The organism is Phyllobacterium sp. K27 (genome assembly GCF_054796155.1).
In genome coordinates, this window is sequence record NZ_JBTWND010000004.1 from 206,012 (window position 1) to 228,650 (window position 22,639).

General features: G+C 54.6%; 13 protein-coding genes and 6 pseudogenes. 15 read left to right on the plus strand and 4 right to left on the minus strand.

The features are described from left to right. Positions 1–125: 125 nt before the first annotated feature. Positions 126–1,073 (minus strand): annotated as a pseudogene (locus ACYJL1_RS22490) (IS110 family RNA-guided transposase); the annotation flags it as partial. Between ACYJL1_RS22490 and ACYJL1_RS22495 the strand changes: the two are divergent. Then, positions 1,050–1,421: pseudogene (locus ACYJL1_RS22495) on the plus strand (transposase); the annotation flags it as partial. The pseudogenes ACYJL1_RS22490 and ACYJL1_RS22495 sit on opposite strands and share 24 nt — an antisense overlap. Before the next feature lie 317 nt (positions 1,422–1,738). Here ACYJL1_RS22495 and ACYJL1_RS22500 read toward each other — a convergent pair. After that, positions 1,739–2,437 carry an IS6 family transposase gene (locus tag ACYJL1_RS22500; RefSeq protein WP_460899361.1) on the minus strand — a complete coding sequence of 233 codons (699 nt, stop codon included), beginning with the start codon at positions 2,435–2,437 and terminating at the stop codon, positions 1,739–1,741. A gap of 811 nt (positions 2,438–3,248) precedes the next feature. On the opposite strand from ACYJL1_RS22500, the gene ACYJL1_RS22505 reads away from it, so the two are divergent. The 5 genes from ACYJL1_RS22505 to ACYJL1_RS22525 all read left to right on the plus strand — a co-directional run bounded on the left by ACYJL1_RS22505 (position 3,249) and on the right by ACYJL1_RS22525 (position 9,092). Continuing rightward, positions 3,249–4,292 carry an NAD-dependent epimerase/dehydratase family protein gene (locus tag ACYJL1_RS22505; RefSeq protein WP_460899362.1) on the plus strand — a complete coding sequence of 348 codons (1,044 nt, stop codon included), beginning with the start codon at positions 3,249–3,251 and terminating at the stop codon, positions 4,290–4,292. A 40-nt stretch (positions 4,293–4,332) separates the two neighbouring features. Next, on the plus strand, positions 4,333–6,348 hold the full coding sequence (locus tag ACYJL1_RS22510; protein WP_460899363.1) for a glycosyltransferase family 2 protein: 2,016 nt from the start codon (positions 4,333–4,335) through the stop codon (positions 6,346–6,348). Beyond that, positions 6,348–7,901: a DUF6212 domain-containing protein gene (locus ACYJL1_RS22515; protein ID WP_460899364.1), complete on the plus strand. Its 1,554-nt coding sequence runs from the start codon at positions 6,348–6,350 to the stop codon at positions 7,899–7,901. Before ACYJL1_RS22510 ends, ACYJL1_RS22515 begins: the two co-directional genes overlap by 1 nt. Before the next feature lie 179 nt (positions 7,902–8,080). Further along, positions 8,081–8,374: a hypothetical protein gene (locus ACYJL1_RS22520; protein WP_460899365.1), complete on the plus strand. Its 294-nt coding sequence runs from the start codon at positions 8,081–8,083 to the stop codon at positions 8,372–8,374. 202 nt (positions 8,375–8,576) lie between these two features. Beyond that, entirely contained in the window at positions 8,577–9,092 is a 516-nt protein-coding gene (locus ACYJL1_RS22525; protein ID WP_460899366.1) for an AAA family ATPase, read from the plus strand. Positions 9,093–9,152: 60 nt separating this feature from the next. Here ACYJL1_RS22525 and ACYJL1_RS22530 read toward each other — a convergent pair whose 3' ends face one another. Continuing rightward, complete coding sequence (locus ACYJL1_RS22530) at positions 9,153–9,686, minus strand: hypothetical protein (RefSeq protein ID WP_460899367.1); 534 nt, start codon at positions 9,684–9,686, stop codon at positions 9,153–9,155. Between the two features lie 516 nt (positions 9,687–10,202). On the opposite strand from ACYJL1_RS22530, the pseudogene ACYJL1_RS22535 reads away from it, so the two are divergent. From ACYJL1_RS22535 to ACYJL1_RS22575, 9 genes and pseudogenes are all read left to right on the plus strand, one after another. Further along, positions 10,203–10,685, plus strand: a pseudogene (locus ACYJL1_RS22535) (ImmA/IrrE family metallo-endopeptidase). A 15-nt stretch (positions 10,686–10,700) separates the two neighbouring features. Further along, a pseudogene (locus ACYJL1_RS22540) lies at positions 10,701–11,064 on the plus strand (3'-5' exonuclease family protein); the annotation flags it as partial. 20 nt (positions 11,065–11,084) lie between these two features. Beyond that, the gene (locus tag ACYJL1_RS22545) at positions 11,085–11,951 is read left to right on the plus strand and encodes a phospholipase effector Tle1 domain-containing protein (RefSeq protein ID WP_460899368.1); all 867 of its coding nucleotides are present in this window, start codon (positions 11,085–11,087) and stop codon (positions 11,949–11,951) included. 188 nt (positions 11,952–12,139) lie between these two features. After that, positions 12,140–12,871: a S1/P1 nuclease gene (locus tag ACYJL1_RS22550; protein WP_460899369.1), complete on the plus strand. Its 732-nt coding sequence runs from the start codon at positions 12,140–12,142 to the stop codon at positions 12,869–12,871. Between the two features lie 10 nt (positions 12,872–12,881). Further along, complete coding sequence (locus ACYJL1_RS22555; RefSeq protein ID WP_460899370.1) at positions 12,882–14,747, plus strand: gluzincin family metallopeptidase; 1,866 nt, start codon at positions 12,882–12,884, stop codon at positions 14,745–14,747. Then, positions 14,729–16,075 carry a ComEC/Rec2 family competence protein gene (locus ACYJL1_RS22560; RefSeq protein ID WP_460899371.1) on the plus strand — a complete coding sequence of 449 codons (1,347 nt, stop codon included), beginning with the start codon at positions 14,729–14,731 and terminating at the stop codon, positions 16,073–16,075. Before ACYJL1_RS22555 ends, ACYJL1_RS22560 begins: the two co-directional genes overlap by 19 nt. Before the next feature lie 200 nt (positions 16,076–16,275). Beyond that, positions 16,276–16,523: pseudogene (locus ACYJL1_RS22565) on the plus strand (IS6 family transposase); the annotation flags it as partial. Between the two features lie 534 nt (positions 16,524–17,057). Continuing rightward, positions 17,058–18,317 carry a group II intron reverse transcriptase/maturase gene (gene ltrA, locus ACYJL1_RS22570; protein WP_460899357.1) on the plus strand — a complete coding sequence of 420 codons (1,260 nt, stop codon included), beginning with the start codon at positions 17,058–17,060 and terminating at the stop codon, positions 18,315–18,317. A gap of 62 nt (positions 18,318–18,379) precedes the next feature. Continuing rightward, positions 18,380–18,820, plus strand: a pseudogene (locus ACYJL1_RS22575) (IS6 family transposase); the annotation flags it as partial. Positions 18,821–19,059: 239 nt separating this feature from the next. Here ACYJL1_RS22575 and ACYJL1_RS22580 read toward each other — a convergent pair. Further along, positions 19,060–22,311 (minus strand): autotransporter domain-containing protein, encoded by a 3,252-nt coding sequence (locus ACYJL1_RS22580; RefSeq protein ID WP_460899372.1) that lies wholly within the window; start codon positions 22,309–22,311, stop codon positions 19,060–19,062. Between the last annotated feature and the right edge of the window lie 328 nt (positions 22,312–22,639).

The following is a 22,639-nucleotide window of genomic DNA, read 5'->3' on the forward strand; positions in this document are numbered from 1 at the left end:
TGGGGTTGTCTTGTCTTATGACTTTCCAGGCCGTTTGGTCCAGTAAGAGATGTCCGATCCGGGATGGCTCGACTCACGTCCCGGCAGGGACGTTTCGGCGTTCAGACGTTGAACGCTATACGGATTTAGGTTGCGGCTCCCGCATTCGGATTAAAGAACTCACCAGTCTTCAGCATTGTGTGCATGATCACCGAAAGTTTGCGCGCCACAGCCACGGCGGCTCTTTTGAAGCCTATCCGTTCCCGGAGCTGAAGCCCCCATGTCCGCAAGTAACTCTCCTTTGAGCTACGTGTCAGAATGACCGACGCCGCTTCGTAGAGAAGCCCACGTAAATGGCGGTCGCCGCGTCTGGATATATGGCCATCGTAATCGACTTCGCCGGATTGGTAACGGCGCGTCGTGAGGCCTATCCACGCGCCTACAGCTCGGGACTTCCTAAAATTGCCGGGATCTTCGATGGCAGTAGCGAAGGAGGTTGCAGTGATCGCGCCCACGCCGGGGATGGACATGAGTATACGGCAGGCTTGGCTCTGACGGGCGTCCGCGAGCAGTTGGCGACCGAGCTCTGCGGCACGAGTACGAAGGCCCAGCCAGGCATCCAGCATCGGCAGCACGATATCAGCAAGATCCTTATGATTGATAAGAAGGCTGCGAACGTTCTTCTCAAACGTGCTTCCCTTACCTGCGGGAACGACCAGACCGAAAGTCTTCATGATGCCACGGATTTGGTTGGAAAGCTCAGTGGTCATTCGGACCAACCGGGTGCGTGCCGCGACAAGCGTGCGGGCTAACATGCTGTCGAAACCTTTCACCCGCACTTCACGAAAGAATCCAACTTCTGCCAGGTGTGCCAAACCATCGGCATCATTTGCATCTGTCTTGTTCACCGCCATATCGAGTGCTGCTTTGGCGTGACGGGCATCGATGCAAATGGCCGGCAGCCTCTCGGCGTGTAGTGCATGATAGAACCATATCGACAAAGGCCCTGTTTCGAAAACTACCCGTTTTACCGTTGGTGCCCGCTTGCGGATAAGTTCGGCAATGACGGCGGGATCAGAGGCGCACTTCACACGGCGCTGACGGCGTTGGCACCGGCAGCCGAGACGTTCAAACGCGGACGTGATTTTGCGGCGTGGCTCGGGCTCACACCACTGCAACATTCCACAGGAGGTAAACAGCGACTTGGCAGAACATCGAAGATGGGGGAACGAACCTTGCGCCGCTTGCTCATCATCGGAGCGAGTGCCGTTGTACGGTGGGCAGCACGAAAGGGAGCCGTGGCAGGATCGTGGCTGGCGAGTATGCTCAAACGCAAACCGCCCATGCTGGTGAGGTTTGCCCTTGCCAACAAGATGGCTCGTATCGTCTGGGCTTTGATGGCCAAAGGTGGAATTTATCGAGCTCAGATCGCGGCAGAGTAACCCTGCAACGATCGTGAGGCTGTCGGAGGTGTAGGAAGGTCAGATGGAGGATATGGCGTAACGGTCGACGAGACGAGATCGGGAAAACCAGATTGCAACAAAGTGCCTTGAGCACGCGGTTGTGAATTGGACCCGGTCTGCGAACTCCCATATAGGCCCGCGGCATGTTGAACGCTGCATCAGGAGGCCGGATACATGTCAGCACCCGACTACACGCAATATCTCTTCTAAAAGATTCTTCTTGCCCCCATCGGGGCGTCCATACATGTTGCAAAGTTTTGAAACTGGCTAGAGAGTACCTTACCTCATGATACATTTCAGGCGACGACTGCCTCGAACTGCTCTTTGAGAGTAAGTACGCGGCTGTAGGCAAACAGGCCTTGCTGTTTGCGCATCATGTGAACCAGTTCAACCCCTGCCAGGGTGATGCTGGCTGAAGCTTCTGACTTGAAACCCAGCATGGACCGGATGCGTCTTTTGACACGGCGATGATCCTGCTCAATGCCATTGTTCAGATATTTGCTCGAGCGGATGGCAATGCGTCTGCCGCGCTCTATTCCCTGGCCCTTTAATTGGCCCTCAGTATCACATTGAACGATCGCCGTCCGATTGGTCTGACTGCCATCAATCGTGATACAATCCGGTCGTCCATGTCGGGCCAAAGCCTTGCAAATAAAGCGTTTCGCCGCCTTCAGATCACGATCTTTGCTGAAGTAGAACTCGACGGTATCCCCGTTGCCGTCAATGGCGCGGTAGAGGTACATCCATTCTCCCTTTACCCGTATATAAGTCTCGTCGAAATTCCATTTACGGGTAACGGTGCGCTTTCTGCGATTGAAGCGCTCAAGTAGTCGAGGGCTGAAATAAATGGCCCAGCGATGGATCGTCGAATGATCGAGCTCGATGCCACGTTCAGCCATCATCTCCTTCAGGTCTCGAAGGCTAAGATTGTAGGCCAGATACCATCGTACACAAAGCAGGATTACAGATCGATCAAAATGGCGGCCCTTGAACATCGCGATTTCCCGGTTCGACATTGAACCTTGTCAATCGCACGAATATCATTGACGGAAAGTTTGCAACGGAACCGTACGCTGCTTGGGCTGAGGCGGGCGACACGTTCGATCGGATGCGGCTGAAATCGTTAAGAAAAGACAGCGATCCTGACCCAAAGGCAACTTCGTGGCCAAAAGGGTAAATTGCGTGTCACTCGACAAAGTTACATGTCGATTGCCAAGGTAAATTACGCTTGCCTACAATCTATGCATTCCGCGGTTGCGGTCAAGCTTTTCGTTGCCTGTTGCAGCTGTGTATGGCGAGTCGGTAGTATCGCATCGGTACAACAGTCCATCCGTTTGCTTTCTACATAGACAGCAAAGTGCACAAGACTCAGAAGCATGATGGATTGCAAACATGCCGAAGGGGTGAACTTCAGGCCTCCGGCCATCTGAATCAAGTTTCTTTAAAAAGTATGTCGACCGATTTCTGCTTGCCCATTCCGCCCCAAGCTTGCTGGTCAACGGTGGTGGCCGACTTGGATGAACCAGGTCGCGAAGACACCCTGGGATGCTCACAATAACGAATACTGTGGAGGAAGCTTATGGCTGGTGATTTCTTATGCCTCTGCGCGAAGCTCCTTCGATAGTCTGCTGAAGAGACTAAGAACATTGGCGACCGTTTGAACAGCGTCATTTTAACTTCACTTGAGAACCGTAACCTTCATTGACAAAAAGTGAGCAGCGGGAACCGCATCCAAGTGCCAAAAATGCCTAATTCCCGGTGATCAGTCGTGGACTATGATTCCATAGGGACGGAAAAGGCAGGGCCATGACACATTTGCACCTTCAAGAGCGGTGCCTTGTCCTTGGAGCAAGCGGCGTTCTTGGAATAAATCTTTGCAATATGCTGGTTGCTTGCGGGGCAACGGTGACAGCTTTTGGACGCACCTCACCGCTCCAGGGCGCACTGCATCAGGACGTGAAATGGATATCGGGCCAATTCGACGATGTTCGGTCGCTGACACGCGCCGTAAAGGGTCAGGAGTTTGTTTTTCATTTGATTAGCGGCACGATTCCGGAGGCTTCCAATCGCGACCCGGCAGCTGATCTGGTGACAAACGTTCTGTCCACGGTGCGATTGCTTGAGGTTTGTTGCAGGGAAGGTATCAGGAAGATCATTTTCCCGTCATCGGGCGGGACCGTCTATGGTGTTCCCGACAGCGTTCCGATTCCGGAATCATCGCCAACTGAACCGATTTCCGGATATGGCGTCAGCAAACTCGCAATTGAGAAGTATCTGGCCCTCTTTCATCGACTGCACGGTCTGGATTATCACATCTGCCGAATCTCGAATATTTACGGGCCTTTCCAGCAGGGAAACCGGCAGCAAGGCCTCGTTGCGGCCACAATGCGTCGCGCCCTGCTGAAAGAACCTGTCGAAATATGGGGGGATGGCGAGGTTATACGTGATTTTGTCTACGTCGACGACGTTGTTGCGGCGATGCTTTATGGTTGCTTTTATAGCGGCATCCATAGAGTCATGAATGTTGGGTCCGGAATGGGACTGACTGTAAACCAGGTCGTTCGTGACATCGAGTTGATGTTGGACGACGGCGTGATTGAGAAATTATATCATCCGGGCCGTACGGTGGATGTTCCGGCCAATATCCTCGATACATCTTTAATTCAATCTGAAACCCCATGGCGTCCGATGGTCAGTTGGCACGAAGGTCTGCGTAAAAGCGTCAACTGGATGCGAGGAGGCATTGTTGCATCAGATCCAAACACCGCGCATGAATATTCGGAGCAGGTTCTGAAGCTTCCGATAATGGCATCGGGCAAGCCAGCAACAGTGCAAGAATTTGAAGCTTAGACATGACCAACGGTCAACTGGTTAGATCGGAGTTCATGAGTTGAAACAGGATGTTGCCGACACGAAAGCGGCTGTCATCATTCCAGCTTACGGTCAGCCTTGGCTTACCTGCGAAACGTTGCATACCGCGTTGAATCAGATAGTCGATTTCAGCTATGCCATCGTAATCATCAATGATGGATGCCCGACAAGTGAAACGCACGAGGTTTGCCAAACGTTTGCGGCCTCTTTTCCGGGGCGCATCTTCTATCTGGCAAAACGAAATGGGGGATTGAGTGCTGCACGCAACAGCGGAATCGAGTTTGCGCTCGCTGCATTTCCGCAGCTGGAAGCGGTTTATTTCCTCGACTGCGACAACCGGATCGGTCCTCATCTTCTTCAGCGTCTTCTGAATGCATTGCGTTCTTCTGGGCCGCAAGTTGGTTGGGCTTATCCGGATGTCGGGAAGTTCGGTTTTGCCGAACAAGCGGATACATCCGGCCCATATTCGCCACTGGAGCATTTGTTTCGCAATATCTGTGAGGCCGGCAGTATGGTTTCCCGCAGAATGCTTGATGCCGGAATACGTTTCGATATCGAAATGCGCCAAGGTGTAGAGGACTGGGAATTTTGGCTGCAAGGCATGGAAAAAGGATTTCGCGGGGTCCATGTCGCAGACACGGGCTTTGGCTATCGCAGGCGTGGTGAAAGTATGCTTGTCGCAGCAGAGCGGGACTTTGCGTCCATCAAACGCTACATTCGCCATCGTCACCCACAACTTTATAACCCACGCAATATTCTAAAATTGGAGGCGCGCTCGCGCTCGCGCTATGCGATCTTTCATCCCGATACGGATATGGTCAGCTGCCTGACGGTGGCCGATGACGTGGAGAAGCTTTCCAAGCAGGAATTTATTCTACGTCTGCTACGAGCTGGCCAGCAACCCGCCTATGGCACATGTCCGGGTCAGTTGATTATCATGAACCAATCGCTCTTTGACACATTTCACCTGGACGGAGTGCTTCTGGGCGTCCTGTGGGCACTTGAATGCGCGCTCTCCCGTTCCACCTTTGTTAGCTGCCTGATCCGGCATCGCGCCGCGACGGGTCTCTCCTTTACCTGGACGAAGGGGCTGGGAGCAGACATGGATCAACCGATCGACCTCTGGCCCGAAATAATATTGGCTATAGAGTGCACGGTTCTTGTTCGTCATGCCCTCACTGGGACGACGGACATCCGCCGCGGCGAGATCCAGAGCGGAAAGCAGCATGGCCATGTGCCACTGCGCCTTGAATATTCTGGCGCCGCCATGGCAGTTCATTCCCGCCCGGGCCGCAATGGTTTACAGACATTGTGCCAGGAAATTGCCGAAGTGGCAGAGCTGGAGCAGCACATGCTCTGGAATGCTCTTCCTTTGGATCGTTACCGTGCTCATCCGGCACTGCCGCGTCATGTTTATCCGGAGCTGTTCAATCTCCCTTCTGTTCTTCCTGCAGACGGAGAGCAGGATGGAAGACGTGCTGCGCTCATTCTGAACTCGATGGATGCGAAGAAATTGAGCGCCGCCGAAGAACTCGCGCAAAGCCTTCATTTCGACGGGCTCGCTGTTCATCTTTTCATTTTTGGCACCGTTTGTCCTGATCTTGTTCCAAGGTCCGTGTTTTCGCAAATTATCGTGATGCCGCTACCGCACCTACTCTCCGGAGTGAAATCGGATACCTATCAGGCTGGCTCAATAGCGCGGCTTGAGCCAGTGCACATGAATGATGCCGTGGGCGCCTTGGCAACGTACGATCTGGTGGTCAGCATGGATGGTGGGTTGGCACACTCATTGATGGGATCACTCAAGCGATTGAAGGTGGAGACATGGGCGTTGCTCGGAAGGGGAACTGGTGCCGTTGAAAGTGAAGAGATCAATTCCTGCTCGGCCTTCGAACAGGCATACAATGCCATTATTGTTCCCGATAGCGTCGCGGCACATCTGTGCCGGGCCTTTGGGATTCCAGATACAAGATTGCGCCTCTGGAAGGACGTTCTTAATTCGGCCGATGATTTCGCTCCAGAGGAAATTGCCTGATGCTGCGTGCGCCCTCGTACATGTTGTCAAAACTCTATGATGGCAATCCAAAGGTCATAATTCTGGCTACTGATTCAATCCAAATCAGTGCTGGGGATTTGCTGGATCACTATGTATTTCAACTGACCGAAGGCGGTCACTTTGCTCTGCAAGAAAATGAAGACCCTTCTGGAGCGGGCGTTTTGTCCCTCGATCTGCCGCCGTCAAATGTATGGGCGTTTTGGGTTCCTGGTTCAATCAGCGACACATCGCTCGAACAATTGAAGACATGGTGCTCGGATACCGGGAGCAAAGATTTTGACGCTCCCATCATAAAAGGAGGACGGGACGCACTTGTGGAGGGGCTGCTCGCTCGGTCGCGGCAAGAAGTGCAAAAGTTGGCAAACGCCAACGTTGCCTTGATGCGAGACCTCGCAGCCCTGCGTGAGAGCTGGGTAAGCCACGTCCGGATCCCGGCAGCGGTTCAGGAACTCCTTACGAATTTGCGCCTTGCCTCGCCGCGGTTGATCTTCAACAACTCTGAAGCTTCGAATGACAGGGCGATATCGGTCGGGCCATTTGACCCGTCATGTATCACCCAGTCACTACCAGTGGGCGCACGTGGGCTGCTCGGATTTGACCTGAATGTGACCAATGTAGGGACTGGACAAGGGATTTTATTTACGCAGTTACTGGCGCGTGACACAGGCGCGGTTTTGGCAAAAGGGCAAATACCGTTTGATACCCTTTGTCCCGGCTGGCTTCCATTTCGGTTGCAGAGCGCGTCTGCTGCTGCATCGCATGCAGTGGAGCTTCATGTTTGGACGGAGAGCGAAAGCGGAGCAACACCGCCGCAGATCGGGGTCGTTTCACCAGGCTTGTTGTCGAAGTTCGGTCTTAACCACACAGCAGAAGTGGCAGGAAGCTCCAAAGGTCCTCAGATGCTGGCGTTGCGACTATGGGGCGGGCTGCCTGGCATAGAGATTTTCACGTTGAGTGGAGAACTCCTCAATCAACCGTTGGCTGCGTTTGCAATGCCGGTGCCAGATTCGCTTCTCAAATCCGTTACATTAACGCGTGAGTTAGCGGCACCTTACCCCGTTTTCGGTTACATGGAGCACGGAAAGGTGCTCCTGCGCCCCCTTAAGGCACTCCCTTCGGCAGCCGTGATAAGGCTGCCTGCAATCCGCGGCCTTGTCGAGATCTCTTGTGAAGCCTTCATCGATGATCGACGCTGCGAAACGCGCGGTTTGGGTGCTCGCATCGTGGTAACTTCCAAAGGGATATCAGCGGATCAAGCTGAAAAGGGTGAAGGGGTCCTTGCAGCTACAGACTGGACTGAGTTGAACGAACCGCTAACGGTATCAAAGCTGATGGTACGATTTACGGACGTGCAAAACGAGCCGGTCGACATGCATCTTTTTACGCGTTTGCCGAAACCAGGGACCGTGCCACCGTATGGACGCATTGTATTCAAGCAGTTTGTAACAGAAGTTCATGCTGGCTCAGCTTGGGACATGCCCCCGATCATGCTGCGCGAGTCACGAGTAGAAGTGAAGAGTGAAAGCCCATGAATTATGGTGCGATGAAGCATTGGGGACTTTCTTGGTTACACCAAGATACATTAATGGCGGTCTAGCCCACCCATGATCGGCCAAACGAACCTCCGAACTCCGTTCTGTTCCGAAAAAGTTTGAGGGACAATTTCAACCAACTGCCATTGAGAAGCCGGCAATGTCGATAGAGCGATAAGATGTCCAAGAAACCAAAACATGACCCTGTCCATTTCGTTGAAATAACGGTCGTCAAGGATCAACATCGCCAATCTGTTGTTGTCCGGCCCGAACAAATTAACGGAGTCTATCTCCGCTTGATTAATCGCACTGACGACAGGGAAACGGACACGTTTTGCGTAACTGTGTCGGTAAATAAACAGGAATACGAGATAGGATGCGAGTTAAGAGAATCCGCATTCAAGGTTGCAAGAAAAGTTGCAGATCTGGCCCTGCTGGCAGCGATACCGGCTACCATTTCCCCCTTGGACTAGGTAAACGGTTCCGCGCATTGCTATCAAAAGTGGTCTAGTTCGTTTCCAACAACCGTTTAAATAGGGCTAGCGATGAGCTCGTTGGAGAATCTGATTTCCTGGTCTCCGGCAATTCAACTGGCGCGGTCTGCGGACATCGAGTCCTGGCTATTAAATAGTCGAAGAAAGCTCATGTTGTTCGGCCAAGGAAAGAGGTAGATCAATGACTGTTCCACTCTATATTATCACCGGCGCGATGGCTGCCGGCAAGTCGACTATCGCAAGAGAGCTTGTGCTGCGCTTCGAGAAATCCGTTCATGTAGGCGGTGACACGTTTCGGCGAATGATTGCGAAGGGCGGTGTCACTCCGGGTCCCGTGCTCGACCGCGAAGCTATCTCGCAGCTTCATCTGCGACAGGATATTGCCATGGACGCAGTCCGAAGATTTGTGGGAGCAGGGTTTGTCACGGTCTATCAGGACATCCTTGTCGGAAGAGACTTTATTCGTGTCACCCAAGGGTTAGCCGATCTCGCGCCACGTATCGTGGTGCTCAATCCCACTGCCGAAACCCTTGCCCAGCGCGATGCCGATCGGCACAAGACTGGCTATGGCGATCACTTTCATCCAAATGTTCTGGTTAAGGCGCTACAGTTAGAAACGCCCAGAGAAGGGCTATGGCTGGACACCTCAAAAATGACAGTTGAAAATGTGCTCGAAGCAATACTGAAGAACTGGTAGCTTGTGACCCGCTGCAATACCCGGATGTTGTGCAAAATACACCGCCTTAACCGCTCCTTTTTACGGATCACGCAGCGGTTCGGGTTCTCCGTCGCGTCTAAAAATGCGGCATCCTGCACCGACTGCAGTTTTATAAAGAGGATCACCCTTTTTGATGCCCGCCCATTTGGAATGGACGTTGCCGATAGTCAGGCAGGTTTCGTGCCGGGCGTCTGCGTGAGCCAGATTGTCGACGTAACGGTCTGCCAGTGCCATACAGTTCCGGAAGTACAACGAATTTTGGCTGATGTTCTGTTGGACTGGGATGCTGTCGCTCAGGCCGAGCAGGAGTTCTGCACAGGCCTCGACCACGGTCGCGTTGCTGGGCAGTTCCGGAATGAAGATCTCGTGTTCTGCCGTGACAAAACCCTGCATTTGGTTGTTTGCAGGGGTGCACTTCACAAAAGGTCTGGGAACGCCGACATCATCGAAAATGCGATAAATGAGTTCCTTCGCCCGTGCGAAAGAAATCTGCCTGCGTATTAGCCCGATGCGATCCCGCCAAGCGGACACCAGTTCCACAACCAGATCAGTTTCCTCTAATTGCTCGTTCATGCTTCCTTGGTTAGTTCAATCAATGGCCTGCCCGGACCAACGTTAGAATCGCCTTCAAGACATATAACAATTGTGTAAAACTCTGATGACGGTTCTTGCTCCAGCTCAAACATCGCCGGTGATCACGTAGAGTCTGCGGGTTGCTGGCATTCTCAACGAGAATTCAAACTTCGTTCTGGCCATTACCGGGGGGGTCGAGTGACAGTGCCAGCCTGCAAAAAACTAGCAGGAATGTTTTTGTTCCAAGCGCAATTAGGAAATTGATATCAGGCGCTGGAAGAGAGCATGACATCGAAGTTCCAAGCCCGAAACGATCGCAGCGCCAACCGGGCTTGTTGAGTTGACGCTGCGATCAGCCAGCTCAGGGGTGCTGACAAGGTTATTAAACTGAACTTGTGTGACAGGTCCAAGTCAATGACCGTACTTCAATGCGGTTAGGTAATAGCGCCCATCGGCAAAGCGAGGCCCGGTTCAACCTGATTCCTACTACAGATATCCCCGAGCCTCTAAACCAGCCTGGCTCGGGGGGCTGCGCGCAACATCTTGCAGGAGTTCGGAGTGAAGGGGGCGCCCGTCCCGGTCGAACGTATTATCAAGGCGAGAAACATCGTGCTTCAATATGCGCCGTTGGAAGACGATTTGTCTGGAATGGCGTTCATAAAGGACGGTGTAGGCATCATGGGCGTCAACGCGTTGCATCATCCCAATCGCCAACGATTTTCGGCTGCGCACGAACTCGCGCACCATGAACTACACGCTCATGAGATTAGGAAGGCGGTTCACGTCGACAAGGGATTTCGCGTGCTGCTGCGAGACGATGTTTCCTCGCAAGGTGTGGATCCCCAGCCAACGCATTTGCATCTGAGCTGCTGATGCCGCGCAAGTGCGCTTGATGCGGGCGGACTGGACATAGAGGATGACGCTGGAATTGAAGCGCTTGCGCGGAAATTCCGAGTTAGCGCTTCGGCCATGCGATTTCGTTTGAGCGGGCGTTTCTAATCCGGGGGTGGGTTGATGGGTTTCGTCTTCTTCGACACAGAGACGACGGGATCTCAATGAGATCGATCGGTTCGAGGCGCGTTCGCGCCTGCTTCCACATGTCGTTCCTCATCCGAACACTTTGCTCACAAACAGCCTGCCCATTGTGCGGCTCACTGATGAGGCACTGCCTTCGTACTATGAGATGGTCTCGTCCATTCGACAGAAGCTGTTATCGTGGTCTCCCTCGATATTCGTCGGCTATAATTCCATTCGTTTCGATGAGGAGATGCTCAGGCACGCTCTTTTTCAGAATCTTCATTCGGCCGATATCACAAGCAGTCACGGCAATTGTCGTGCCGATGCTTTGGGTTTGGTGATGGCTGCCGCGGCGCTTACACTGTGCGGGCCGTTGCGGGCATGATCCACATGATCGGTTTACTTGCGCCAGATCAGCTCAATCTCGGCGGCCATGCTCTGCGTTCCTATAAGCAGGCTAGCGACGAGCGTGACCTCAGCGTTGCTTGGCATTTTTCCAAAGTGTCGGGCGCACGCGATGTTCCTATCAAGTTTCTGGGTGTCTGGGATACAGTTGCGTCGGTGCTGGTGCCACGGAAGGATCGCGTCCTGCCTCAGCTGCTGATGCTGCCGTATACGCGAACCAATCCGAGTGTTGAAATCTTCCGGCACGCGATGGCGATCGATGAACACAGGCGCATGTTTCGCCTCAATCGCTGGATAGAACCGCAACCCTTCGTCGCCGATCCCTTTGACACCTCTGCACCGGACAAGCAACAGGATATCAAACAAGTCTGGTTCACAGGCTGCCATTCGGACATCGGGGGAGGGTACGCCGAAAGCCAAAGCGCTCTTTCCAAATTTCCGCTCGACTGGATGATTGACGAAGCAGCAGCGTATGAGCTGAAGATCAACGGTGCCATGCGAGAACGGTTGGTGTTCGGAGGCAAGGAAGGAGGTGCGATCAAAGAATTCGTTTCGCCGGATCCAACGGGGAAAGCGCATGACTCGATGACCTGGGGTTGGCGGCCGCTGGAATGGATACCGAAGTCAAGCAAGTGGCAGGAATGGCCGCGTCCGTCATTGGGTGGATTTTACTTACCTCGGGCCGAGCCGCGCAAGATCGACAATGACATAAAGACGCCGATCATCCATCAGTCTGTTGTCGACCGGAAGAGTGCGTTGCTTTCCTATGACCCGGAGAATTTGCCTCATCACTTCGACGACGAGCCCTACAGCGATCGCCTCAAGCAGCATTTGGGGAATTAAATGTTCTGCCACACGATCCTGGTGGCATTTCAAGATAAGTCCCGCGTGAGATAAATTTTGCCGACTACACTCTTCCTATACCGAGCGATGAGATGCTTAGAAACTCGTTGCCCAAGGTTGCAGACCGCTTGATCATGACAACCATTTGGTGGAGTATTGTAGAGCATAATTGAGGGAGGCATTCGGGAATGCGTGGCATTGCACTGACAGTCGCCCTTCTGCTCGCTGCGATGAATGCTGCCTTCGCCTGGGGATCTTCGGGTCATGCCATTATAGCCGAAATCGCACAAAGGCGGCTTGCTCCTTTGACCTTGCAGAATGTCGCCGATCTGCTTGGCAGCGGTGCCTCGTTGGCTTCTATTGCCAGTTGGGCCGATGACGAGCGCGTTCGTGACCCCGCGACAACGAGATGGCACTTTGTCGATATTCCGCGCATGACACCCGGCTACGATCCAATGCGCGACTGTGCTCTCGATGCGGCTGATGGCGACCTGCATCAGCCTTTGCACGCGATTGGTGAAGAGGGCGGCAATGGCGTCAAAGTCACGGTGGTCACTAAGGAAGGCGTTAACGGCAATGTGCCTTTCAATACCAATCTGCATGTGGTCTGGGATGCCACTCTCATCGACAAGACCGTATGGTCATGGGGCACTTACGTTGAGCGCCTTGAGAATGGCTGGTTGAAAACCGCGGACGCCAATGAAGTCAGTGCTGGAACGACAATCGTCTGGGCCAATGAAAGCCACCAGCTCGCCGTCAATATCATGCGTTCGGTCCCGGTGAATGCTGTCATCGACGATGAATACCGGCGGTCTCATCTTCCTGTTCTTGATGCGCAACTCAGTCGTGCCGGTTTACACCTAGCCAGAACCTTGAATGAGGCCTTCGCTAGCGAGAACTGTCCAGCCGAGCAGGAATAGGGGAAATGTAATGGCAAGCAAGACGCCCGAGAAAAAACGCAATCTTACCCCGGAAACCCGGAGGCGGCTCTATGGCGCGCGGCGCCTCCTGCCGCTCGAGGTTCAGAAGGAAACCGACCTTCGGTTGCAGATCGATGTCTATTTCAAAGACCCGCTTGTAGCAAAGAACAATCCCGCCGCGGCAATCGATCAGAACTTCTATGTGCCATGGGAGCCTGGCTTGCGCGACGGGCCAACCAGCGCCCGGTTTGCCGTGGTCGATTTTGATGCCACGACCGGCACGCTGACACCGCCTGCCGTCTGGGATAATAAGGCCAATACCTTTGTTGCACCGAATGGACGTACTCTCGATGAAAATGCCAAAAAGCTACCGCAGTTTCGCCAGCTCAGCGTCTGGGCGACCGTGCAGCATACGCTCGACTTTTTCGAAAGCGGATTTGCCCTTGGCCGCCGCATCACCTGGGGGTTCGAAGGCAACCGGCTGATCGTGGTGCCGCATGCCGGCTATGGCAAAAACGCCTATTACGATCGCCAGAGCAAATCGCTGCAATTCTACTGGTTCGACGGCGAAGATGGCCGCATTTTTACCTGCCAGTCGAGTGACATTGTCAATCATGAGTTCGGTCATGCCGTTCTGGACGGATTGAGGCCCTGCTATTACGGGTCTGTCTTGCCACAGACCGCAGGATTCCACGAATTCGTTGGCGATTTGACCGCCATTCTCATGGCCTTCCGAAACAATGACTTCCGCAAGGCAATGATCAAGGAAAGCGCGGAACTTGCAACGGGAACATTGTTGTCGTCCTTGGCACAGGAGTTTGGCAACGCGGTCATCGGCCAACCCTACCTGCGCACGGCAGCCAATACACTGACGATGAATGACATAAAGGGGGATCTCCAGCCGCATCGCATTTCGCAGGTGCTAACGGGGGCCTGTTTCGACATTATGGTCAGGCTCTTCGGCAAGTACAAAGACCGAATGGAGCAACGCTTTAAAAATAATCCGAAGAAGAAACCGTCATTGCCAAATGCCTTCTGGTACACGATTCAGCGCATGCAGATGATGGCAATACAGCCACTGGATTTTCTCCCGCCGTGCGAGGTCGAGTTCCGCGACTACGCACTGGCGGTATTGCGGGCCGAAGAAGTATCCAATCCGACCGATCCTGATGGCTACCGCGAACTGATGTTCAATGTGTTCGTTGAGCGCGGGATCCTCGATGAGGACGAACGCGCCTCTCTGCTGGAAACCGGCGCGATATTCGATCGTCCGGAACTTACCATTTACCATGATATCGACTCCATCGGTGCGTCGCGCGGCAGCGCCTACCGCTTTCTCGATGACAATCGAGTCAACCTGTTCATCCCCCTCAATGCCGATCTGATCATCACCGAGATCGTGCGCGCCAGGAAGTTGACAACGGAATCACGGCAGCTACCAGATCAGATCGTCGTGCAGTACATCTGGCGCGAAGATGTTGCACTCGAAGGCGAGCGCTTCGGTCGCTTTGCCGGTGAGCGAACCAGCATGCTGTGCGGGGCAACGCTTGTCCTTGATCAGAATGGTAACCAGATTCACTGGGCAAGAAAACCGGGAAGTGAGGAGCTTGGTACAACCGCGGAGCAACGTGCCGAACGCAATGCCGGCCGCAAGCGCCGCCAAGCGCTTCTCGATGCGCTGGCCGCACGCATCAGTTCTGGCATGATCGGTGAGGCCGGCGGCGGCGAGCTCGGCCTCTTGGCCCGGGCCATTCCGCCATTCAGCTTTAACCGTGTCGACGGCGAAGTGCGCTTTCAGCGTTCGCCGCACTTTGCCATTCACGACGACATCGAGGACGACGACATTGGAGGCCGGCAATGGCAAGTAAGCTCCTGATACGCATGTTCGATGTCGGTCTTGGCGACTGCATCTACTGCCGGATTCCGGATGGACACGACAACGGTCGCGATTTCCACATTCTCATCGATTGCGGATCGCTAAGCGGCATGGATTATCTCAGAGCCGCGCTTGAGAAACTGAAAACTATGTTGCCAGATGAGGGAGACAAGAAGCGGCTTGATCTGCTCATTGTCACGCATCAGCACAAGGACCACATCCTCGGCTTCACGCCGGATCTGTGGGAGGACTTTTCGGTTGGTGCATTGTGGATGAGTGCGGCGATGGATCCCGACCATCCGGAAGCTAAAAACGCCCGGCAGCTTCATGATTTTGCCGGCGCAATGATCGAGCGGGTGCAGCGGCTGGACTTTAGCCCGAAACTGGAAGGACTCTTTTCAGCCTATGCCGCGAAGAACGATGTGGCGATGGAGACGCTACAGAAGACCATTCCGTCGAAGAATGCGATCAAGCCTGTCTATGTTCATGCCGGGATGGACACGGACGATAAGCTCAAGTTGCCATTGAAGGACGTCGTGCTGCGGATTATCGGCCCGGAGAACGACATCGATCATTACTATCTCGGCAAGCCCGAGAACCCTTCCCTGCGCGGGTTCATGTCTCTAATGGACGCCGTTGCTAAATCCAGACTGCCCAGCGCAGCGCCATCGAAATCAGCACCGCTTCCGACCAACATTGCGGTTGCCGATTTCCGTAAGTTGCAGTCAAGAATGCTCTCGACTGCGCTCGCCTTCGCTGATCTTGACGGCAAGGTGATGAACAACACAAGCGTCGTTTTGCTGATCGAATGGCAGGGCAAGCGGTTGTTGTTTGTCGGCGATGCCGAATGGGATGCACGCTATGACGACGATAGCGGAAACGGTTCGTGGAATGTCATGTGGAACAAGCGACAATCCCTATTGGCAAAGCCGCTCGATTTTCTCAAGATCGGCCATCATGGCAGCGAAAACGCCACCCCATGGGATGACAATCCGCTGCGCGATCCGGGCAAGCCGAACGAACCGCTCGACATTCTCAATGCCATCCTGCCGAAGAATAGTACGCCAACCGCATCTGCCGGCGTTTCCACGCGGCGAGGGCAATATCAAACCATCCCGAGCTCGGAACTACTCGTGGAACTTGGCAGCAGGGTTGCGACCAGGCGTGACTACACCAAGGCGTTCAAAAGCGCTGATCTCGACACGTCGCTGATCAACAAATTTAATGAGTTCGAGCAACCCTGGTTTGCCTCTCCTCAGCCATTGCGTACCGATCTGGAGGATATGCTACGCAATCGGGGATTCGTTGATATCGAGATTTCAGGATAGTTTTGTACAACGCTGCGGACCTCAAGTATCGGGCGGCACATACTGTCGAAGGGTGTTGGACGTCTGATGATCGCTCCGAGGTCTTGTGCACCCATAGTGGTTTGCGGATGCGTTTTACACCATCACCCAAGAGAGTTACTAATCATAAGGGCGATGTCACATAAACGTGGTTTCAGTATTTCTGAGCTAAAAGGCACGGCATGACCCAGCCTGCCATCAGCTATAAACGTCACCGTTTTCCACCCCAGATCATCGCTCATGCGGTGTGGCTGTATTACCGGTTCCCGTTAAGCTTGCGCCTGGTCGAGGAAATGCTCTTGGAGCGTGGGATACTGGTAACTTATGAAACCATCCGCCGCTGGGGATCAAGTTCGGTCCGGACTATGCCCATCGACTGCATCGCAAGCGGGCGTCGCAGAACGATGTCTGGCACCTTGATGAAAGTGTGCCGCGAGGCACCCACAGCAATGTGGGAGCCGAGCTGCACGGAAGATGAGGGTATGGCCCCTCGAAACCGACCGTCAGGGGTAGGTTTCAAACCACTGCAAGCTGTGACGGTAAAGAGCCGTGGTGGTGAGCGTTGTAGAAAAGGCGGACGTTATAGTCCGTCAGGTGAGGTTTAGAGAGACGAGCGCAAGCGAACCGCTGATGACGTGTCGAAAAGTGCAAGATGATGTCGAAACCGGGAGGAATTCGTTAGCCCGGGACGAGTCTGGGGGGCGACCTGATTTCTGCCCAGGCGGCATCCGGCATAAAGGCGGCGTGACTCTTAACCAGGCTTTCGTGTGGAACGCGGGAACCTGTCGCTCCGATGTTAAGGGAGAAACCCAAGCAGGCGGTCCCTGCGAGGGTGAGATTACCAAAGCGGAGCACAGGGGCGGAGCAGCCCGTAGTAGTGCTGAAGGTCCTGTAATGGGGCTGGAGCGAAGGGGTTGCGTTGTTCAGCTCTGGAGCAAGGACAACCGGCGACGGGAGGATCCTCGTGGATAGAGCAAAGCCGTATACGATTCCGAAAAGGGAGGTGTGGGAAGCATATAAGAGGGTTAGAGCCAACCAAGGAGCGGCTGGTATTGACGGCCAGACGATTGCGGACTTTGAGGCTGATCTTACGAACAACCTGTACAAGCTCTGGAATCGGCTGGCGTCGGGCAGCTACTTTCCGCCGCCGGTGCGGCGGGTCGACATACCCAAGAGCGATGGGAAGACGCGCCCGCTGGGCATACCTACGGTCGCCGATCGCATTGCGCAGATGGTGGTCAAACGCCATCTGGAACCAGAGGTGGAACCTAAATTCCACCCGGATTCCTATGGGTATCGGCCCGGCAAATCGGCGCTCGATGCGATCGACGTGGCCCGGCAGCGATGCTGGCGTTACAACTGGGTTCTTGATCTTGATATCAAGGCTTTCTTTGATAGCATCGAACCGGATCTGCTGATGCGGGCCGTGCGCAAGCACACCGATTGCCCGTGGGTGCTTTTATACATCGAACGATGGCTAGAAGCGCCAGTGCAGATGCCGGACGGAAGTCTCGTCGCCAGAGAACGGGGAACGCCACAGGGCGGGGTGATCAGCCCCCTCTTGGCAAACCTCTTTCTTCACTATGCGTTTGACATGTGGATGTGTCGGAATTTCCCGGACATTCCGTTTGAACGGTATGCTGACGACGCGATCTGTCATTGTCGGACCGAGGATCAGGCGATGGCGCTTCAGAAAGCTCTGGACGCGCGGTTTACTGACTGCGGGCTGACGCTTCATCCTGACAAGACTAAAATCGTCTACTGCAGGGATGAAAGTCGGCGAGGTACTCACCCGGTCTACAAGTTCGACTTTCTCGGCTACACTTTCCGGCCGAGACTTGTGAGCAAGAAGGCCGGGGGCATGGGTGTTTCATTCGGTCCTGCGGCCAGTCCGACGGCGCTCAAGGCGATACGGGGCACCATCCGTAGTTGGTCCTTGCATCTTCGCAGTGACAAGGCTCTCGATGATCTGGCACGGATGTTCAACTCGTATATCCGCGGCTGGATCAATTACTATGGTCGGTTCTGTCCTTCAGCTCTCCAACCTACGCTCTGGAGCATCGAACGATACTTGGCTCGATGGGCTTCGGGAAAGTACAAGTCCTTACGTAGACACAAGCGGCGATCCCGACATTGGCTTTTGCGCATCGCGCAGCGCCAACCTCGGCTGTTCGCCCATTGGCCTCTGCTTCATGGATACGGCAGAACAATGGGAGCCGGATGATGCGAGAGTATCACGTCCGGTTCTGAGAGAGCGTGGGGGTGAAACTCCCCCGCGCCACTCGCCTGGTAATCTCCATTTCGGGCAAGAAACATTATCTGTGGCGCGCCGTTGATCAGGATGGATACGTTCTGGATGAAATCGTGCAGAACCGCAGAAATACCAAGGCTGCCAGGCGCCTGTTAATCCGTCTGTTGAAGAAGCAGGGCATGGCTCCCAAGCGCAGGATCACTGACAAGCTGCGCTCATATGGAGCGGCAAAGCGCTAGGTCATGCCACATGTCGAGCATCGGTCTCATAAGGGGCTTAACAACCGTGCAGAGAATTCTCATCTGCCGTTTCGAAAACGGGAGCGGACACGGCAAGGGTTTCGATCCATCGGGTCCTTACAGCAATTCCTGTCAATCTTCTCCGCAGTCCGCAACCTCTTCATCCCAACCCGTGCAAACCGATCCGCTTCACAAATTCGCACCCGTCGTCGCAAGGCTATGGCTGAGTGGAATGCAGCAGCGCATCAATTCTCCCGAGAACCGGAGTGGGGTCTTCCGCGCCTTAATTCAAACAATGTGACGGCACCTCTGGCTCTTCTTCACCGGCACCATCCCACCGGGTAAATCAGAAAAGAACCCCGGGTCCGACGATCTGGATATAGCACCGTGGACCTACTACGGTTCACGGTGCTATATCTTTTTGCTCATAACCCCATTACTCAAACTCGGCTGCTGCCCCTGGTTGGTTCGGTGCGCTAGAAGCGGAGTTTGAAGTCCGTCCGGACGCTGTTTTGGGTATTCTCCTCGGAGAATTCGCCATGGTAGGAAACGCTGACATCCACGCTCTGGCTGATCTTCATCCCGATACCTGCGGAAAGCTTCGCAGTGTCGCGGCCAATTGGTGCACCCGAAACGGAGAAGCTGCCACCCTTGGCAAGGGACATCCGGCTCTCCGGCGTCGTATCACCAAAGACATGCTGCCAACTGGCCATCGCATCCCAAGACATCCCGGCCTCATCAAGACCCAAGTCACCGGATGCTCTCAGGCCCACTGTGCTGAAGGTCGCCTGGGCATCACTGTCGGTGGAGGAAAGAGCAGCCGCACCGCCGGCTTCGGAAAAGCCGTCGGTTGAAAGGATGGAGTGGGACAGGTTGGCAAACGGTGCCAGCTTGACCTGCTCGCCAAGTTTGAAAGCATAGCTCGCTTCACCGAAGAACTGTACCAGACCTGCGTTATAGTCAGCCCTCAGCTTGTCGGAAAAACTGCCAAGCGTCAACGAACGCTTCGTCTCGATCTGGCTCAGGCTATAGTCCGCACCCGCCTTCAGCGACAGTTGGCCGATATCGGTGCCGCCATAGACGCCGATGTGGTAACTGTCGATATCCGCCGAGCCGCGGGTCCGGGCGCTGTTCAGCTCAGAACGACCCCAGCCGGTCATGATGCCGAGGCGCAAATTCTCTGTCACGAAGCCGTCACCACCGATGAATACGCCACCACCCGACAGGTCATAGGAGGAGGCATTGCCATCGCTGCCGAAGTGGCTGCGTACACCGTAACCGGTAGTCCAGGCACCGGTATCAGCGGAGTTCAGACGGTCAAATACCGTATCGCTCGCCATGCGGGAATTGGCCAGAAGCGCCGACTGAACGCTGGCATGTTCTTCACCCGAAACCTGATCGAAGGCTCTGCGTGTGTCTTCCGCATTCATGAAAAGAACGGCATTGTAAAGCGGCAGACTGCTTGAGCCAGCTGTCTGGTCGAGCCCATCGAGAGCCGAAGCCGCTGCACGCTGGTTTGCGGTTTGTGCGGCGGTGGTGAAGGCACGTCCTCCCCAGCTCGAAAGCTGCAAGGTCACGTCGGTCGGTGTGTAGAAGAGTTGCGAGTTGATGAATGCGGAGTCGATCAACAGATGGCCGAACTGTCCCGTTACGTTGCCCGCCGTCAGGAAGGAATAGGACTGGCCTGAAGCATAGCTGACGGTCGGATCCAATGCGACGACATTCAGGTTGGCGCCATTGATTGCAGTTGTGTCGCTGACGATCGTGCGGTCGGACCGGCCATTATTGGCAATTTCCAAGTCATAGGTGGAACCAGATGCGAGGATCAAATTGCCATTGACGTTGAGCGTACCGATTGAGTTGCCGGGCGAAAGGCGGCTGCCACTTTTCAGCGTCACGCTTGCGATGGTGCCGTTGCCGCCAAGGGTCGCGTCGCTTTCCACCTCAAGCGCGCTGCCCCAAGAGCCGTTAACGGCAAAACGGCCGCTGCTAATGCGAGTTATGCCGGTGAAATGCGAACCATTACCGGTGTACAGAAGGTTACCCGTTCCGCGTTTCTCAAACATACCGGTACCAGAGACGTCATTGGCCAGAGTGCTGTTGACGAGCGTGTTCACCGTCATCTCGCCAGCCGCATCGATCTGGATATTGCCGGTACCGAAGGCGCTGCCGTTGGTACCTACCAACATGCCGCCACTAATGAGGGTGCCACCCGAATAAGTATTGAGGCCCGTTAGCATCAGCGTGCCGGTACCCTGCTTGGTCAGCGTGCCGCTGCCGCTGATGTCATTGCGCCAAGCATCGAAGGCATTAAATCCGTCGAGGCTTTTGTCCATATTGACGGTAACGTCTTGCCAGAAAGCGCCGTAGCCATCAGCGGCCGCAAAAAGGTTGAGGCGACCATACCCTTCCGCATCGTCCGTGACCGGGTAGCCCGAAGGCAGGGCGGTCGTGGCCAAAACAGCGCGACGCTGGTCTGCAGTGAGGTAAGGCATCCGCGTTTCCAAAAGGACCTCCGCGCCCTTGGGCACAAAGATCTGTCGGTCTGTTGGTCCGATGGGCGCAAAGCCATAGGTAAGGCGCTGGGAAACATAGGCCGCATTGGCTTCGCGGCTTGCAAAGCGATCTATAGACAGGTCATCCGCGTGTGCCGCAATGAAGAGGTCGGTCGCGGTTGTCGAATTCGTTTCTTTCTTCAACCATTCCTGGGTTTGCTGGAAAGCCTCGTTCTTCAGGTCCTGCCAGTTGAAACCACCATCGCCGTTTTGCCGGTTGAGATTGTAGACAACGGCTGCGGTGCCCAACATGCGACCACCAATGACATCAAGCGGCGAGTGCATACCAGCGACGATGCGGCTGTCACCCATCACGACGGCGCGCGTAACGAGTTCCTGAAAACGCTGGGGCACAAGATAGGCCATGGTCAGAGCATTGCGCCAACCCTCGGCCGTGTGGCCGCTGGGAAAACCACCATCGGTCGCGGGTGAACCGCTCTTGGCGGGCTCCAGCGTCGGGAGAACCACAACGTCACTCGACCAGCGATACGGACGGGCATACTTAAAGTAGCGTTTGGCTGGCTCGGTCGAGGCATCGTAACCGACGCGGCCGAGGAGATCGACGGCAAGTCCAAGATCGGTGTTGTTGACGCTGTCAATACCCTTATCATTGCCTTTATCATCATATTTGACGCTCGTCGCATCGCTCGGAACATCAAGGATGGTGGTGAACTGTTTGGTGCCCTTGATCCAGGCGTTTTGAAACGGGCCGAGACCATCCAGCACACTGATCGCCTTGTTACGCCGGTCATCGAGATATGCATCGATAGCTTGCTGGGACGTGCGATTGCGCGTGGCCTCAATCACGTACTGAATATTGTGGTCGTGTACAGCCTGATTGAGGATCACTCCATCCGTTGCACTGCCGGGAATGCCGCTCCAGTCCGTTTGGAGAACAGCAGGAAAGCCATCCCGCGGGGGGGCCGCAACGCCAGCATCCACAAACGGCGTTCGGGGCTGCCAAACGTCCAGGAACCCGCTAAGCAACCGGACAGCCGCATTGGTTTCCTTCGTTGCGAAACGCGCATCACCTCGTTGGTTCGTTGCCCCGGTGTCGCTAAACGCCGGAACATTGTTATTTAAATAGGCTTCCTGTGCAATTGCGACAGCAGGGCAGACGGCAAAGACCAAGCCGATTGCTGTCGAAAAGCGTAGCTTTTCAAGTACGGACAATTTTACAATCCCTTATTGTTCTGCGTCATCCAGAACGCGACCGCTGGTTATGGGTCAAAATTAACAAGCGTATGACATGCCTTAATTCCGCCGTGATACTGCAGGGATTTGTGACGACCGGGCAGTCTTTGGCTCGTTTCGGTTAGGCTTGACATTCTTCTGGTCGCGAGACTTGACTGCAATTGCCGGCATGTTGCGGATCCGTGTTTGCCGATCGCTTCCCGCGCGCATCCGGCGATGCCGCCGGTGCACTACAGGCAATCACGCGCAAGGGCTTTCCTATGTTGCCAACCGTACCTTCTACAGATTAGATGTCGGAGCGTAACCT

Coding starts and splice junctions, on each gene's coding strand:
- ACYJL1_RS22525 (WP_460899366.1), top strand. CDS start 8,577: ATGACTGTTCCACTCTATATTATCACCGGCGCGATGGCTGCCGGCAAG.
- ACYJL1_RS22505 (WP_460899362.1), top strand. CDS start 3,249: ATGACACATTTGCACCTTCAAGAGCGGTGCCTTGTCCTTGGAGCAAGC.
- ACYJL1_RS22560 (WP_460899371.1), top strand. CDS start 14,729: ATGGCAAGTAAGCTCCTGATACGCATGTTCGATGTCGGTCTTGGCGAC.
- ACYJL1_RS22520 (WP_460899365.1), top strand. CDS start 8,081: ATGTCCAAGAAACCAAAACATGACCCTGTCCATTTCGTTGAAATAACG.
- ACYJL1_RS22550 (WP_460899369.1), top strand. CDS start 12,140: ATGCGTGGCATTGCACTGACAGTCGCCCTTCTGCTCGCTGCGATGAAT.
- ACYJL1_RS22530 (WP_460899367.1), bottom strand. CDS start 9,686: ATGAACGAGCAATTAGAGGAAACTGATCTGGTTGTGGAACTGGTGTCC.
- ACYJL1_RS22500 (WP_460899361.1), bottom strand. CDS start 2,437: ATGTTCAAGGGCCGCCATTTTGATCGATCTGTAATCCTGCTTTGTGTA.
- ACYJL1_RS22515 (WP_460899364.1), top strand. CDS start 6,348: ATGCTGCGTGCGCCCTCGTACATGTTGTCAAAACTCTATGATGGCAAT.
- ACYJL1_RS22555 (WP_460899370.1), top strand. CDS start 12,882: ATGGCAAGCAAGACGCCCGAGAAAAAACGCAATCTTACCCCGGAAACC.
- ACYJL1_RS22545 (WP_460899368.1), top strand. CDS start 11,085: ATGATCCACATGATCGGTTTACTTGCGCCAGATCAGCTCAATCTCGGC.